Raw genomic sequence first — 15316 nt, 5'->3', positions numbered from 1 at the left:
GCGCCAACACGATCTCAGCCTCACGCAGCTTGCCGATAATCTCTTCCGGCTTGTGCCTCTTGCCCATTTCCAAACTCCTTCATAATCCAAAATAACAGAGATTCTGGACCACTCAGAAGGGGGCAGATCAGCGCGAATGTTGGCGCTGCTCCGCTCGTCAAGCGTCTGCTGGACCGCGTCCCAAATGTCTTTGGACACGAGGGGTTCGTGCACCCCGGCGTAAATCTCGCCCCGCCATTCAAACGTGCCCGCATAGAGGCGATTGCGCAGAATGCCATGAACAGTGCTGACGCCGACTGGTCTGCCGCTCCGACGGTACCGCATTCCGGCGTTCCGAGCCATCCCCGTCACTTCCTTCAAGGAATAGAGGCCTGTAGCGTACCAGTCGAACAGGCGCGTCACTATCGGCGCTGCCTCGGGATCGACTGCGATGACGTTTCTCCCCTGCCCGTCCCTGACGTTTCGATAGCCGATCGGCGCACAGCTTGGCCAATGGCCCTGTTGCGCCTTCTCGATCATCCCTTTGCGCGTTTCCTCGGAAAGATTGTCGATATAGGCCTTGGCCATCAGCACCTTGATGCCGTGGACGAACTTCTCCGACGATCGGCAGCCCTCAGACATCACGACATTCTCTTTGACGAAATGGACCTCGACGCCGAGGTCATCGATCGTCGCCCAGTCCTTCAGATTGCGGTAGAGCCGATCGGTCTTCTCGACGAGAATGATCCGGACCTCCGGATGCCGGCGCAGATAGCGTAACATGTTGCCGAAGGCGGTCCGACCGCTCTTCCTGGCAGTTTCCACGTCGACATGGCTCGATACCACCGCGATACCGTTCAGCACGGCATAGTCTTCCAGCAGCTTGACCTGAGCGGGAATCGAATAGCCTTCACGCTGCTGCTCCGGCGTAGAGACCCGTGCATATAGGACCGCCTCGCGGACCTTGAGATGATGATCATTGTTCTTACGGTGTTTGTAACGGCTCACTGCACTTCTCGGCCTTGCCAACCCATTGCTCCTGTTGAGATTCTTTCCGTTGAACGGGCGTCTCTGGAGCAGTAAAGGTTAATACGATACCGAAACGATTTGAAAAAACATGCCTCCTCCCCCTCGCGCTGCCCTGGGTGAGCGCATCTTTACGTTTGGCGTGATAGCGATTATATCTTCTCCTGAAGGAGATAATTTATGAATGCGCTGACGCGAGCATTCACCCCTGCTGAGGCCGCTGTCGTCGGCGGACTGGAACTCAAGGCAGTCAACAATGCAATCGACAAGCGCATTGTCGAGGTGTCAATCCGCGCCTCCAAGCGGCGCGAGCTGACGGCGGAAAATGTGCTGCAACTCAAGCTGTGGCACGAGATCGGCCCGATCCTGTCGCAGGAGCGCAGGCAGCGCCTATTCGGTCTGATTCACGATAACCCTTTGGCTCGTACGATCAGGGCAGACAATCTGGTGATTGTCGACGTTGCCGAGGCACGCAAGCAGATCGGCCAGCGTACGAAGGATCTGGGCGAGGCCGAAACTATGGTCGTCAAGTCGCGCGACACCATGGGGGGCGAGCCAGTGTTTAAGGGTACGCGTATTCCGGTTCGGCTGGTCGCGGCCATGCGCGCTCAGGGAGCCGACGACGCCGAGATACTGTCAGGCTATCCCAAGTTGACCGCACGGCAGCTTGACCTCGCCGAGATCTGGGCTGCGGCCCATCCGCGGCGTGGCCGGCCAAAGTCGCTTGCCGATCAAGGGCTGAAGGCAACATCATCGCGCCGGATCAAGCGTGACAGCGATCCGTTGGCGAAAATCAGCGACACGTCGCTCTCGCACCCGTGAGATTTCTGATCGACGAGTGCCTGCACACCTCGCTGGTCGAGGTGGCGCAGGCACGCAATCACGAGGTCTGGCACGTCAACTGGCTCGGTCTGAGTGGCACGACCGACTGGGATCTGATGCCGCGCATCATTGCCGACGACTGCACCTTCGTGACCAACAACGCCGCCGACTTTCGTCGGCTATATGCACATGAAGAGGTCCACGCCGGACTGATCATCGTCGTGCCTCAGGTGCCACCGGCCGAGCAGCGCGAGCTTTTCGACGCGTTGCTATCTGAACTGAGGGAGGGTGAAGAGCTTCTGAACGAGGTGATCGAGATCACGATCGACGGCCAGGACATCCTCTTCACCCGCTACGATCTGCCCGGCCCTTGAGGCGACTTTGGGGTGCTGCACGGTAGCGGCCATGACCGACCTTCACGAGCAAGCCTTCGTTGCACATCGGGGAGAGATAGCAGCGAGGAATGCCGATGTCGGTGAGATCCTTCGTTCGAACCTCACCTCTTTTCCGAGCAAGGGCAACAGCGCGTTCTCTCAAGGATGGCTTCGGATCTCCCTCCGACCTTACACGCTCGGCGCGATCACGTTCGCGTTTCCGAATGCCGTGCGTGGGCTCTCGTGGAGATGCGAGGGGAGCATCAGAAGCAAAAACGGCAGCTTCATCTGACCATACGAACAAGGATCTTCTTGATAAAGCTCGGAATCGTGATATTGTTTTTCTTGCCTCATAGGATGCGAAAAGCAAAATTGTTTTAAACGTGTCCTGAAATGGGAGCCAGTTTTTCTGATAGAGTTCACTAACTCAGGCGGACAGCAACTGTCCGTCGTGACGTGTGTTACGCGCTAGCCCGCCTTGCTGCCGATCCCCGCAGGATCATAAAAGGCTAATTTAGATCAACGGGTTATTCAACATAGCGCATCAGGCCTTCCACTGAGCGCATATTGAATGCGATGGCCAATCCATTTCCAACCCGGTGCGTTGGGAGGGGGTCTTTCATATAATGTGAGGTAGCCCCATGACCGATACAACCAAGCACGACATTTCCACCCTGAATGGCCTCATCGCGACCACTATCGATAGCGTAAACGGCTATACCGAAGCGGCTAAAGATAGCGAAAGCAGCCGTTTCAACAGCATTTTCGTGAGCCGGGCGGCTGAACGCAAGCAGGTTGCATCGAAGCTGCAACAGCAGGTGGCCGCTCTTGGCGGCAATGCCGAAGATGACGGAACCCTGCTCGCTGGCGCCCATCGCGTACTCCTCAACCTCAAGGCTGCCGTCACCGGCCAAGACGATCAGGCGATTGTCGATGAAGTTGAGCGCGGCGAGGATCACATCAAGGCCAAGTATGAGGATGCGCTGGCCGACAACGATGTTTCCCCAACGACCAAGGCCGTAATCCAGGAAGCATATACGTCGGTCCGCCGCGGGCATGACGAAATGCGCGACATCAAGCACGCGATGCATTCGAACTAAATTACGATACTGTCCAAGCGGGGCGGAGCTTCAAGGCTTCGCCCCGTTTTCGTGCGTATTGCATATTTGTTCTTTATATGTTCTCATGCGTCCATGAGCAAATTGAAGGGGCGTGGCGCCACAGAAAACACTCTGAGTGAGCGGTTCTCATCCTCCACTCGAATGGAGGATGGCGACTGGATGGACCTGTTGACGCTGGTCGACGGCGAGGCTGCTGCTCCTGCAACGTCAGTCACCATCGAAAAACCACGGGCAATCATTGCCCGCAATTCTTCTCCGGACATCGGGTTCGATCAGTCCATCAACGCCTATCATGGCTGCGAGCATGGCTGCATTTATTGCTACGCCCGACCCACGCATGCCTGGCACGACCTATCGCCCGGTCTCGATTTCGAAACCAAATTGTTTGCAAAGCCCGATGCCGCAGTGTTGCTACGCGCCGAGCTGCAAAAGCGTACTTATGTGGTCAAGCCCATCGCAATGGGCACGAACACCGACCCTTATCAACCAATCGAGCGCGATTGGCATATTACCCGCCAATGCATCGAAGTGCTGGCGGAATGCCGTCATCCGTTATTCATAACGACCAAGTCGGACCGCGTCCTAAGGGACATCGATTTGTTGTCGAGAATGGCGCGAGATGGTTTGGTAGCCGTGGGTATATCGGTAACGACCCTAGACCCCGCGGTGGCACGCACCCTTGAGCCACGCGCCCCGCATCCGGAACGCCGGATAGCGGCCATCGCGCGATTGGCCGATGCTGGCATTCCGGTCCATGCCTGCGTGTCGCCGATCATCCCGGCAATTACCGATCACGAGATAGAGACAATCGTAGCCCGCGTAGCCGCTGCCGGCGCCAGGGGCGTATTCTGGATCCCTGTGCGATTGCCGCACGAGGTCGCGCCGCTATTTCGAGCATGGCTCGATGAATATTATCCAGACCGCGCAGCAAAAGTGATGAACATCATCCGCGACATGCGTGGCGGCCGCGATAATGACTCGCGGTTCGGCAATCGCATGCGCGGCCAAGGCGTGTGGGCCGAACTGATCCGCACCCGTTTCAACAAGGCTCGTGCCCGCGCAGGTCTGGATGGCGAGCGCGTGGCTCTTCGCACCGATCTCTTTCGTCCTCCGACAGGAGATCAGTATCGCCTGCTATAGGCCTAGGCCGATAGCGATATGGTGCCATATGTCTCGCGCAATGCCGTCTTGAGCAGCTTGCCCGTGGCCGTATGCGGCAGGCTGTCGGCAAAAACGATCCGGTCCGGCAACCACCATTTGGCCACGCGCGCCGACAGGTGGGCCAGCACATCGGCTTCCTGCACGTCCGCACCGTCCTTTCGAACCACGATCAATATCGGGCGCTCATCCCACTTTGGATGCGGCAAACCGATTGCTGCGGCTTCTGCGACCCCCGCACACCCCAGTGCTTCGTTCTCCAGAGTAACCGAGCTGATCCATTCTCCCCCGGATTTGATGACATCCTTCACGCGGTCCTTGATCTGCATGACGCCTTCGGGCGTGATGATCGCCACGTCGCCCGTGTCGAACCAGTTGTCGGCATCGACCGCCGGGCCACTTTCGTCCCGGAAATACCGCTCTATCACCCACGGTCCGCGAACCTGCAGTCGCCCGGATGTCGCGCCGTCTCGTGGCAAAGCAGCACCATCCGCATCAACGATCCGCATCTCCACGCCGTAGGGAACCCCGCCCTGATAGGCCAGCAGGTCCAACTGATCTTCGCGCGACATACTCGCGAAATCGTGGCCCTTGCGCGACACGGTGCCAATTGGCGACAGTTCGGTCATGCCCCATAAGTGGCTGACACTTATGCCCATATTCATCAGGCGATCCACAAGTGCCCGGGGCGCCGCGGAACCACCGATGACGACCTTTTCCAAAGGCGGCGGCGTGATCCCCGTTTCATCCGCATAAGCCAGCATTCCTAGCCAGACCGTCGGAACGGCCGCGCTATGCGTGACCTTTTCCGCGCGCATCAGTTCGCACATCGAGGCAGGATCATTGGTGGCCGAAAGAACCAGCTTGGCTCCTGCTATCGCTGCGGCAAAGGGTATGCCCCAGGCGCATACATGGAATTGCGGTACGACCGGCAGGATGCAACTGTCCGGCCCCAGTCCCAGGCAAGCGGGCTGAATTCCTGCCAATGCATGCAACACGGTGGACCGGTGACTGAACAGCACGCCTTTGGGATCGCCAGTCGTGCCGCTGGTGTAGCACAGCATGCAAGGGTCGCGCTCATCTCCGGTGGTCCAGACATAGTTGCCATCCTCGGCAGCGAGCAACGCGGCGTAAGTTGCGTCGTCGCTGCACTGTCCATTATCGTCTAAGCACACAAAATGGCGGATCGTCGTGAATTGCGGCTTTAGCCGCTCAACGATCGCAGCGAAGGCGGCATCGTAGAACAGCACCTGATCTTCGGCATGATTGGCGATGAAAACGATCTGCTCGTCGAAAAGGCGCGGGTTGATCGTGTGCAGTACGGCGCTCATGCCGATGGCACCGTACCATGAGACGACGTGCCGCCCATGGTTCATCGCCAACGTTGCTACGCGGTCACCCGGCTTAACGCCGAGCCTTTCCATCGCCTGAGCAAAACGGCGTGAATCATGCCGTATCTCCGCCCAATTGCTGCGCTCGATTTGACCATCGGCATAGCGGCTGACGACTCCCCGCGCGCCATGCTCGTTAGCCGCATGGTCCATTATCGAGGAAATACGCAGCGCAAAGTCCTGCATGCCGCCAATCATCACTACTCTCCTTATGCTTTGAGCAGTGGTGCCTTGCGTCCTCCACGGACACAAGGCCATAGTTAGGATACCAACGCGAGCCGAGGCGGTTCAGGCGCGGAGAACCTATGCCCCACGACTCCTGCCACGCCAGCGAGCTTTTCTGCGATTTCCGCATCGATCAGAAAATCCCGACCCAGCCGCAGACGCACGATCTGACCGTCCGGCATCATCGAACGAATCCCAACTTCGCTGCGACCGCCACGACTTGTGGACAATATCGCCGATATGCCGCCGATCGCGATGTCCTGCGCTACGTCGAGCCACAGTTCCATGCGTGTGGTCCCGGCGATGCGATTGAACGCTTGCACCCCGCGGACCGTGACGCGCGGCGTCTCCTCGCCCGGTTGCCGGTCCAGCTCGACAGTCAACAAACCGCAATCGCCATCCTTACCCAATGCTTCGATCGCTTTGCAGGCGTCCTCGTCAAAGCAGCTTGCCTGAAACTGCCCGCTGCTGTCCGAAAATGTAGCGGAGACGTATCGCCCTCCGCGCCGTGTATCGCGCCAGCGCACATCCTCGACCAGCGCGGCCATGATTGCGTGCGCGCGGCCTTCCGAATTGAGGGCAGTGGGATTGGCGCAGATCGCACCGAAACTGCGTGCGCCCTTGGCCTCGGCAATGTGTCGATAGCGATCCACAGGATGCGCGGAAAAGTAGAAGCCGAATGCGTCCTTTTCCTGGGCCATGCGATCCGCCACGGACCACGCCGTATGAGGCGGAATGTGCACATCGGCATGCGCAATTTCCTCGCCGCCGAACAACCCGCCCTGCCCGCTCTCGCGCGCTTCTGCTGCGCTCGATGCAACCGACAGGATCGTCTCTGCGGCCGCGTGCACGCCCGCCCGATCATCATGTATGCCATCGAAGGCACCGGCAGCGGCCAGGCTCTCCAGTTGTCGGCGATTTAACAGTCGCGGTTCGACGCGATCTGCAAAGTCATCGAGATCCTTGAACGGGCCATGGGCCAGACGTTCGGCGACAAGCGTTTCCATCGCTTTCTCACCGACGCCTTTCAGGCCGCCCAGCGCATACCGCACTGCGAACCCAAATCGGGGGTCGTCTGCCCTGTCTTCAGGCGGCGTCACCCCCTGCACCGAGAAATCCGCTTCGCTCACATTGATGTCGGGCGGCAAGCAGGTGAGGCCCATACGCCGCATGTCGTCGACGAACACAGTAAGCTTGTCGGTCAGATGGATGTCGAAGGCCATCGAAGCGGCATAAAATTCAGCGGGATAATGCGCCTTCAGCCAGGCCGTCTGATAGGCCAGCAATGCGTAGGCGGCGGCGTGCGATTTGTTAAAGCCATAGCCTGCGAACTTGTCGATCAAATCGAACAGCTCATTGGCCTTGGCTTTGGGGATTTTGCTGCGTTCGGCGCAGCCGCTTACGAAACGCTCACGCTGCGCGTCCATCTCCGCCTTGATCTTCTTACCCATCGCACGGCGCAGAAGATCGGCGTCGCCCAGCGAATAGCCTGCCAGGATCTGCGCGGCCTGCATGACCTGTTCCTGATAGACGAAGATGCCGTAGGTTTCTTCGAGTATCGGCTGGAGAAGATCATGCGGATAGAGGATGGCCTCCTGCCCATTCTTGCGCCGCCCGAACATCGGGATGTTGTCCATCGGGCCTGGGCGATAGAGCGATACGAGCGCAATGATGTCGCCGAAATTGGTCGGCTTCACGGCCGCCAGCGTTTTGCGCATCCCTTCGGATTCCAACTGGAACACGCCCACCGTGTCACCGCGCTGGAGCAGCTCATACACCGCTTCATCGTCCCAGAGCAGCGTTTCGAGGTCGATGACGACACCGCGCTTCGCCAGCAACTGCACGGCTTTCTGCAGAACGGACAGCGTCTTTAGACCAAGAAAATCGAACTTCACCAGCCCGGCGCCTTCGACATATTTCATGTCGAACTGCGTCACCGGCATATCCGAACGCGGATCGCGGTACAGCGGCACCAGTTCTTGCAACGGTCGATCGCCGATCACCACGCCCGCCGCGTGGGTGGAGCTGTGGCGCGGCAAGCCTTCCAGCTTCAGCGCCAGATCGATCAGCCGCCGTACCTGCGCGTCGTTCTTATATTCCTGCGCGAACTCTACGACGCCGTTCAACGTCCGGTCGAGCGTCCACGGGTCGGTAGGGTGGTTCGGCACCAGCTTGGCGAGGCGGTCCACCTGTCCGTAGCTCATCTGGAGCACGCGACCGGTGTCCTTCAAAACTGCGCGCGCTTTCAGCTTACCGAAGGTGATGATCTGCGCCACATGGTCCGTGCCATATTTGGCCTGCACATAACGGATGACTTCGCCGCGCCGCGTTTCGCAGAAGTCGATGTCGAAGTCAGGCATGGACACACGTTCGGGATTAAGGAATCGCTCGAACAGCAAGCCGAGTTGCAGCGGGTCCAGATCGGTGATGGTTAGCGCCCATGCAACCACCGAACCCGCGCCCGAACCGCGTCCCGGCCCCACCGGAATGTCGTTCGTCTTTGCCCATTTGATAAAGTCGGCCACGATCAGGAAGTAGCCGGGGAAACCCATCTGGACGATGATATTGAGCTCGAATTCCAGCCGAGTGAAATACTCGGGAAAACGCACACGTAGAGCATCGCCATCAAGGGACGACACGTCCGTACCTTCATGGATGGCCACCATCTTGCGCAAGCGCATTTCCAGACCCGCTGTGGCGTCTGCCCGCAACTGAATTTCTTCGCCGCGAAGATCGCCAGCAAGGCTCGGCAGAATAGGCTTACGCTTTGGCGCCAGCACGGCGCAACGCTGCGCCACCACAAGGGTATTGGCCAGCGCCTCCGGCAAATCCTCGAACAACCGCTTCATCTCGGCGGCGGGCTTCATCCAGGCGTCCGGGGAACTCTTCCGGCGGTCGTCGCTGTCGACATACGCGCTATCGGCGATGCACAGCATGACATCATGCGCCGGATGAAAATGCGGCTCTGCAAAGCAGGTGGGATTGGTGGCAACCAACGGGAGGTCACGGGCATACGCCAGATCGAGCAGATCGGCTTCCGATTTGCCTTCAATGGCATCGAGCCGCCGTACGATCTCGACATACAGCCGGTCGGGGAACAATAGCTGCAACCTGTCGGCATAGGCCAAGGCCGCATCCGGCTGACCCTCGGCAAACAGCCGGGCGAGAGCGCCCTCCCCACCTGCCGTCAGCGCGATCAACCCGTCGGTTCGGCCGACCAGATCGTCCAGCGATACGTGGGCCTGTTCTTCGATAGGCCGGTCCAGATGCGCCATCGATACCAGCGCGCAGAGGTTGTCGTATCCTGTGCTGTCCTGCGCGTAGATCGCGAGCCAGTCGTGCACGGGCGGGGCATTGGCAGGGCGTCCGGGACGCGCGACCCCCAGCATGGCCCCCACGATTGGCTGAACGCCTTCGCTCTTGCAGGCATCTGAAAAGGCCATTGCCGCGTAGAGACCGTTGCGGTCCGTCAGGGCGACTGCCGGGAAACCCAGCGCTTTTGCTTGCTTTGCGATTGCCTTTGGCTCGATCGCACCGTCCAGCATCGTGTAACAGGAAAATACGCGAAGCGGGACGAACGTGGCATGGGACATAAAGCTATTCTGGACGCTCCGCGCGATTCGTTAAAGCCCCCTACCCATCGAAAGCTGTGGGTTGTTTGCGGTCATGTCCGCAAACGACGAAAATTACAGCAGCGCTTCGATGTCCGCCCTCAACGCCTCGGGCTTTACCGTAGGCGCATGGCGGGAGACCACTTTGCCGCTGCGATCCACGATGAACTTCGTAAAATTCCATTTGATGCCCTGCGTCCCCAACAAGCCCGGAGCCTCCGACTTCAGCCAGGTAAAGAGCGGATCGGCCCCGTCGCCATTGACGTCGATCTTGTCGAAAACAGGAAAGCTGACATCGTAAGTGAGCGAACAAAAATTGGCGATCTCAGCGGCATCGCCCGGTTCCTGCGCGCCGAACTGATTGCAGGGAAACGCCAACACCTCAAACCCGCGATTCTCATAATCGCGGTGCAGCGCCTCTAGACCGGCATATTGGGGCGTAAACCCGCACTTGCTCGCGGTGTTGACGATAAGAAGCACCTGCCCGGCATAATCCGCCAGCGGTTTCGTTTCGCCGTTCGCAGCCTTCACCGAAAAGTCGAAAATGCCCATCCGCGCCGCTCCTATTCCAGTCGCCCGCCCTGCAAGCGCACGACGCGATCCATCTTTGCCGCCAATCGTTCATTATGCGTGGCGACCAGCGCTGCCGAACCTTCCTCGCGTACCAGACGCAGAAATTCCGCCAGGACGACGTCGGCGGTCTTTTCGTCCAGATTGCCGGTCGGCTCATCGGCCAGCACCAAAGCGGGGCGATTGGCCAGCGCGCGCGCCACCGCGACGCGCTGCTGCTCGCCACCCGATAACTGGCTCGGTCGATGATCCAGCCGATGACCGAGCCCCAATGCCGTCAATAGCGCATCCGCCCGTTTCTTCGCGTCCGCCGCGCTCACATCGCGGATCATCTGCGGCAGGATGACATTCTCCGCCGCATTGAAGTCCGGCAGAAGATGATGGAACTGATACACGAAGCCCAAACTATCCCGACGCACCCGCGTGCGGCCATCATTCGAAAGCCGTGCCGCTTCCTCGCCGCCAATCAGGATGGACCCGTCGAAACCGCCTTCCAACAAGCCGACGGCTTGCAGCAAGGTCGACTTGCCCGAACCCGAAGGCCCAAGCAGCGCGACGATTTCTCCCGCACCGACCGTCAGGTTCACGCCGCACAGCACATCGATCGTCACATCGCCCTGCGTAAAGCTCCGCCGCAGATCGGTCACTTTCAGCACATCATTCATAGCGCAGCACCTGTACAGGATCGGTATTTGCTGCCTTGAAGGCAGGGTACAGCGTGGCCAGGAAGCTGAACACCAGTGCCATCAGGCAGATCGTGATAATCTCCGCAGGATCAGACTGGGACGGCAATTCCGTGAGAAAGCGAATCGAGGGATCCCACAGGTTTTGCCCTGTCACGAACTGAATAGCGTTAACGATAGGCTGGCGGAAAAACAGGAATGTAAAGCCCAGCACCGTTCCTGCGACCATGCCCAGCGTGCCGATCGTGATACCGACGGTCATGAATATCTTGATCAAGCCGGATCGCGATGCGCCCATGGTTCGCAAAATGGCAATATCCCGCGTCTTGGCGCGCACCAGCATGATGAGCGACGACAGAATATTGAACACGGCGACCAGCACGATGATCGACAGCACCACGAACATCGCGACACGTTCGACGGCCAGCGCCTCGAACAATGAAGCGTTCATCTGCCGCCAATCCTGAATGACTGCCCGGCCCGTCACCTTGTCCGCCAGCGGAGCAAGGATATTCTGAACGTCGTCGGCATCGACCGTCTGCACTTCGATCATGCCCACGACATCGCCGAGCAAAAGCAGCGTTTGCGCGTCTTCCATCGGCATGATGACAAACGCCTTGTCATATTCGTACACGCCCACTTCGAAAATCGCGCCGACTTCATAGCTTATCTCGCGGGGGACAGTGCCGAAGGGGGTGGCGCGACCCGCCGGATTGATGATGCTCAGTCGACCCCCAACCGAAATGCCCAGATTTTCCGCAAGACGTGCGCCTATGGCTATCTTCCCGCCGTTCGGCGTCAGCGATGCGAGGCTTCCGGCCAGCACCTTCCCCTTGAGCGTTTCGTTGTTGCGAATGTCCTGCACGGTCATACCACGCACCAGAACAGCTTCGACACGTCCGTTATAATTGCCCAGCAGCGGCTGCTCGATAAGTGGCGTCGCGCTGGTGACACCGGGCGTAGCTCTGGCGTCTTTCAGTATATCGCGCCAATCGGGCAGTCGCCCGCCATAGCCGTTCACCACGGCATGGCCGTTCAAGCCGACGATCTTGTCGAACAGCTCCGCGCGAAAGCCGTTCATCACACTCATCACGATGATCAGCGCTGCCACGCCGAGCATCACCGCAACAAGGCTGATTCCAGCCACCAGGAAGATGAACCCTTCCCCCTTGCCCGGCAGCAAATACCGCCGCGCAATCATTCGTTCATATCGCGAAAGAATCATGGAATTACTTGATATCCTGACCAGTGCATGGGCTGCTCTAGGCAGCGCCTTCGCTATAGGCAAGAACGACGGGCTGTTGCACCAAGAACACAGGCTGTTCCCAAAATGAATCACCGACACACTTTACCCGTGACAGCAACGCGGGGCGCGCATAGCAACATAAATGAAACATAGGCAATGGCCGTGGTTCAGGGACGCTGCAGTCCCGTTCTGGAGCTTGGGGGCTGAAAGAACGGTCGACGCAGTACCAAGGGGGAGACGAGCAATCGTCCATCTACGCCCGGATCGGCAACGGTCCGGGCGTTTATGATTCTAGACCTGAAAATCCCTCTTGAACGCGCTCCAGAGCAAACCATATTTCCCTTGTCCGGCCGCCATATGGGGCTGGGCAATCAGGTGGCGAGTGCCGGTATGGGCTCGCTGCAATATGGAATATGCTCATAGGAGATATGACAATGCGTGGTTTTGATTTGACCCCTTATCGCCGTTCCACCGTTGGATTCGACCGTCTGTTCGACCTGATCGAAAACAACGCGCGTGTGAACCAGGGTGACAACTACCCCCCCTTCAACATCGAACGGCTTAGCGAAGATCGGTATCGCGTAACGCTCGCCGTTGCCGGATTCCGTTCGGATGAACTGGAAATCACGGCGCAGCAGAACCTGTTGCAGGTCAGCGGTCGCAAGGAAGATGTGTCGAAGTCCGAACAGGGCAAATATCTGCACGTCGGCATCGCCAATCGCAGCTTCGACCGCCGCTTTGAACTGGCCGATTTCGTGCGCGTGGAAAATGCCGATCTGGCCGATGGCTTGCTCGTCATCGAACTGGTTCGTGAAGTTCCCGAAGCGATGAAGCCCAAGAAGATCGCTATCAATGGCGGTCAGCTTGTCGATATCAACAAGGATCAGCGCGCCGCATAATCGCCGCATCGATCCCGATGCTGATGAGGGAGCCGCAATCGAGCGGCTCCCTTTTTTAATGCGTGGCCGCGATCCAGGGATGTGCGTCTCCTGGCGCGCGCACGACTCGCACCGAACCGTTTTTCAGGTCTATTGCAACGCCGCCCGTGCGCCTCAGCATGGCCTTGTCGATCTTCAACCAGCGGGGGAAGCAGGTTCTTGGCAACCACCGTTCGCTGATGACGATATCTGCCGCGGCGCATTCTTTTGCGAGCACAGGCGCGTCCACCATATTCTGACTGCGCGTGGTCAGCACGCGCCACGCTCTATTGCCGTGTGTCACGGTCACGGCGCACAGATCTTCACTGCATCGCGCCTGACGCAATGCCGTCATCGCCCGCAATTCCCCATCGTATCCTGCGCTTTCTGACAGCGTATCGCGGACATAGTCACCCGCTTTCTCGCGTAATAGCGCCATATCTCCCGCCGCAGTCCGAATGGCGACATGACGTCCATCGCCCGTCACCAGCACATCGGGCGGGCGTGCGCTGAGCATCAGCAGAAGGCCAGCCGCTATCGTCACAGTTCCCAACCAGCGCGCCCGCGTGCGCCACAACAAGCACCACAGGCCACCGGCAATAACCAGCGCGAAGGCTCCTGCGCCGAATGTCGGCAACAGAGCCACCGCATAGGGTTGCGCGGCAACTGCATGCGCCACGAACAGCAACAGCCGAAGCGAATGTTCTACGACCCACCAGGCCGGGGCACCCAAGCCGAGACCGAATGCACGCCCCATGCCATCCATCAGCAGCGCCAGCGCCTCGAACGGCATGACGATGAATGTGGTCAGCGGAATGGCCACCAGATTGGCCAGCGACCCCAGCATCCCCGCCTGATGAAAATGGAACAGCGCTATCGGAGCAAGTACGATTTCCACTGCGATGCCGGTCAGGAACAACACCAACACGCCGCGCGCCAAACGCAGCGGCCAAGCTTCATCGCGGCCATGCGTAAGGGCACGAAAACGGGGATGCTCCGCCAACGCAACAATAGAGACAACGGCCGCAAAGCTCATTTGAAAACTCGGCCCCACCAATGATTCGGGCCAGAGCAGCAAAACGAATACCGCACCCGCCGCGATCAATCGCAAGGTCAACGCCTCGCGCCCGAGCGCAAGGCCACCCAGCACCAGCAATGCCGATACGCAGGACCGCACGGTCGGGACATCCGCGCCCGTCATCAGCGTATAGGCGATCCCGGCACCGGCCCCGCCCAGCGCAGCGATCAGCATCAGCGGCCACCGCGACGCGGCCCTCCGGCTCAGCGCCAGCAGCCGGAAAATCAGGAAAATCACTGCGCCAATAAAAGCCGTTACATGCAGACCGCTGATCGACAGGAGATGCGCCAATCCGCTGCGGCGCATCGCATCTGCATCGGCTTCGCTGATCGCCCCACGGTCACCAGTCGCCAGCGTGGCTGCGATTGCGCCAGCCCCGCCCGCCATCTGCGCCTGAATATGGCTCGACAGCCTTTGCCTGACAGGTGGCAAGGAGGAATCGCCAGCCTGCGCCACTGTTATCGGTGGAACGGCGCGCCCGGTCGCACCGATACCCTGAAAATAGGCTTTCTGTGCAAAGTCATAGGCTCCCGGCACGGCGGGCGGTGCCGGGGGCATCAGCCTTGCACGGAAACGGATTGTTGCCCCCGCGGCAATACCTTCACGCCAATCCTTGTTCACGACATTGATGCGGATCTTTGCAGGCAGATCGTCGCGCGCCAACGGCCGGAGAATCAGCCGCGTCATCTCCTGCGCCGGCAGTGGCTCCACGGACTGCACCTTCGCCGTAATCTCGACAAAGGCGGGACGGGCAATGGGTGGCGTCCCGGCGATCATGGCCTTTCCCCAAACGATCAGGCACCCGGCACAAGCCAGCAATCCGGCAGCGATAACGATCCGCCTGATCCTCCCTCCTTCCGGCAAGAAAGCGCCGCCCAACGCCACGGCCAGCGCCACGCAGCAAAACGCTGCCCATGCCATCGGATCGGGTAAAACGAACCATGCGGCGATCCCGCTGCCGAGCCCCACCGGCAGCCAGAGCGGGACATGCTCGCGCTCCTTTTCCAGCCAGCGCTCCATTGTATCGAGAACGGCTGTCCCATAGCGCTGCAATCCCGCGTCATCGCGGGTTTGTCCCGGCTCAAAAGCCATGCTAGGGGGCGTCGCAGTCATAG

Annotated in this window: 13 protein-coding genes; 6 read left to right on the top strand and 7 right to left on the bottom strand. The window is 59.4% G+C overall.

Features of this window, described 5'->3' with window-relative positions:
• The coding region (locus QMG56_RS15520; protein WP_281823173.1) for a recombinase family protein at positions 1–987 on the bottom strand (987 nt) is incomplete at its 3' end.
• A gap of 198 nt (positions 988–1185) precedes the next feature.
• Between QMG56_RS15520 and QMG56_RS15515 the strand changes: the two genes are divergently transcribed.
• From QMG56_RS15515 to QMG56_RS15495, 5 genes are all read left to right on the top strand, one after another.
• The gene (locus QMG56_RS15515; protein ID WP_281823172.1) at positions 1186–1827 is read left to right on the top strand and encodes a DUF433 domain-containing protein; all 642 of its coding nucleotides are present in this window, start codon (positions 1186–1188) and stop codon (positions 1825–1827) included.
• The gene (locus QMG56_RS15510) at positions 1824–2201 is read left to right on the top strand and encodes a DUF5615 family PIN-like protein (RefSeq protein WP_281823171.1); all 378 of its coding nucleotides are present in this window, start codon (positions 1824–1826) and stop codon (positions 2199–2201) included. The genes QMG56_RS15515 and QMG56_RS15510 overlap by 4 nt, the downstream gene beginning before the upstream one ends.
• A gap of 31 nt (positions 2202–2232) precedes the next feature.
• Positions 2233–2493, top strand: coding sequence for a hypothetical protein (locus tag QMG56_RS15505; RefSeq protein ID WP_281823170.1), 261 nt, complete (start codon positions 2233–2235; stop codon positions 2491–2493).
• A 349-nt stretch (positions 2494–2842) separates the two neighbouring features.
• Entirely contained in the window at positions 2843–3301 is a 459-nt protein-coding gene (locus QMG56_RS15500; protein WP_230189340.1) for a PA2169 family four-helix-bundle protein, read from the top strand.
• Positions 3302–3394: 93 nt separating this feature from the next.
• Positions 3395–4462: a PA0069 family radical SAM protein gene (locus tag QMG56_RS15495; RefSeq protein ID WP_281823169.1), complete on the top strand. Its 1068-nt coding sequence runs from the start codon at positions 3395–3397 to the stop codon at positions 4460–4462.
• 2 nt (positions 4463–4464) lie between these two features.
• On the opposite strand, the gene QMG56_RS15490 is transcribed toward QMG56_RS15495, so the two are convergent.
• The 5 genes from QMG56_RS15490 to QMG56_RS15470 form a co-directional block, all read right to left on the bottom strand.
• Positions 4465–6069, bottom strand: coding sequence for a long-chain fatty acid--CoA ligase (locus QMG56_RS15490; RefSeq protein ID WP_281823168.1), 1605 nt, complete (start codon positions 6067–6069; stop codon positions 4465–4467).
• A gap of 62 nt (positions 6070–6131) precedes the next feature.
• On the bottom strand, positions 6132–9689 hold the full coding sequence (gene dnaE, locus QMG56_RS15485; RefSeq protein ID WP_281823167.1) for a DNA polymerase III subunit alpha: 3558 nt from the start codon (positions 9687–9689) through the stop codon (positions 6132–6134).
• A gap of 93 nt (positions 9690–9782) precedes the next feature.
• The gene (locus QMG56_RS15480) at positions 9783–10259 is read right to left on the bottom strand and encodes a glutathione peroxidase (RefSeq protein WP_281823166.1); all 477 of its coding nucleotides are present in this window, start codon (positions 10257–10259) and stop codon (positions 9783–9785) included.
• Positions 10260–10270: 11 nt separating this feature from the next.
• On the bottom strand, positions 10271–10942 hold the full coding sequence (locus tag QMG56_RS15475; protein ID WP_230189335.1) for an ABC transporter ATP-binding protein: 672 nt from the start codon (positions 10940–10942) through the stop codon (positions 10271–10273).
• Positions 10935–12185, bottom strand: coding sequence for a lipoprotein-releasing ABC transporter permease subunit (locus tag QMG56_RS15470; RefSeq protein ID WP_281823165.1), 1251 nt, complete (start codon positions 12183–12185; stop codon positions 10935–10937). The genes QMG56_RS15475 and QMG56_RS15470 overlap by 8 nt, the downstream gene beginning before the upstream one ends.
• Positions 12186–12634: 449 nt before the next feature.
• On the opposite strand from QMG56_RS15470, the gene QMG56_RS15465 reads away from it, so the two are divergent.
• A complete protein-coding gene (locus QMG56_RS15465) occupies positions 12635–13105 on the top strand; it encodes an Hsp20 family protein (RefSeq protein WP_230189333.1) in 471 nt (156 codons plus the stop codon).
• Positions 13106–13160: 55 nt separating this feature from the next.
• Here QMG56_RS15465 and QMG56_RS15460 read toward each other — a convergent pair whose 3' ends face one another.
• Complete coding sequence (locus QMG56_RS15460) at positions 13161–15314, bottom strand: ComEC/Rec2 family competence protein (RefSeq protein ID WP_375713708.1); 2154 nt, start codon at positions 15312–15314, stop codon at positions 13161–13163.
• Between the last annotated feature and the right edge of the window lie 2 nt (positions 15315–15316).

Source organism: Sphingobium sp. BS19, from assembly GCF_027925545.1.
Taxonomy (GTDB): domain Bacteria; phylum Pseudomonadota; class Alphaproteobacteria; order Sphingomonadales; family Sphingomonadaceae; genus Sphingobium.
Note: the sequence above shows the minus strand (reverse complement) of the source record. Positions and strands in the feature narration are given on the sequence as shown.

Excerpts from the sequence above, each read along its gene's own strand:
- QMG56_RS15465 (WP_230189333.1), top strand. The coding sequence starts at position 12,635 with ATGACAATGCGTGGTTTTGATTTGACCCCTTATCGCCGTTCCACCGTT.
- QMG56_RS15470 (WP_281823165.1), bottom strand. The coding sequence starts at position 12,185 with ATGATTCTTTCGCGATATGAACGAATGATTGCGCGGCGGTATTTGCTG.
- QMG56_RS15495 (WP_281823169.1), top strand. The coding sequence starts at position 3,395 with ATGAGCAAATTGAAGGGGCGTGGCGCCACAGAAAACACTCTGAGTGAG.
- QMG56_RS15500 (WP_230189340.1), top strand. The coding sequence starts at position 2,843 with ATGACCGATACAACCAAGCACGACATTTCCACCCTGAATGGCCTCATC.
- QMG56_RS15480 (WP_281823166.1), bottom strand. The coding sequence starts at position 10,259 with ATGGGCATTTTCGACTTTTCGGTGAAGGCTGCGAACGGCGAAACGAAA.
- QMG56_RS15490 (WP_281823168.1), bottom strand. The coding sequence starts at position 6,069 with ATGATTGGCGGCATGCAGGACTTTGCGCTGCGTATTTCCTCGATAATG.
- QMG56_RS15475 (WP_230189335.1), bottom strand. The coding sequence starts at position 10,942 with ATGAATGATGTGCTGAAAGTGACCGATCTGCGGCGGAGCTTTACGCAG.
- QMG56_RS15515 (WP_281823172.1), top strand. The coding sequence starts at position 1,186 with ATGAATGCGCTGACGCGAGCATTCACCCCTGCTGAGGCCGCTGTCGTC.
- QMG56_RS15505 (WP_281823170.1), top strand. The coding sequence starts at position 2,233 with ATGACCGACCTTCACGAGCAAGCCTTCGTTGCACATCGGGGAGAGATA.
- QMG56_RS15460 (WP_375713708.1), bottom strand. The coding sequence starts at position 15,314 with ATGACTGCGACGCCCCCTAGCATGGCTTTTGAGCCGGGACAAACCCGC.
- dnaE (WP_281823167.1), bottom strand. The coding sequence starts at position 9,689 with ATGTCCCATGCCACGTTCGTCCCGCTTCGCGTATTTTCCTGTTACACG.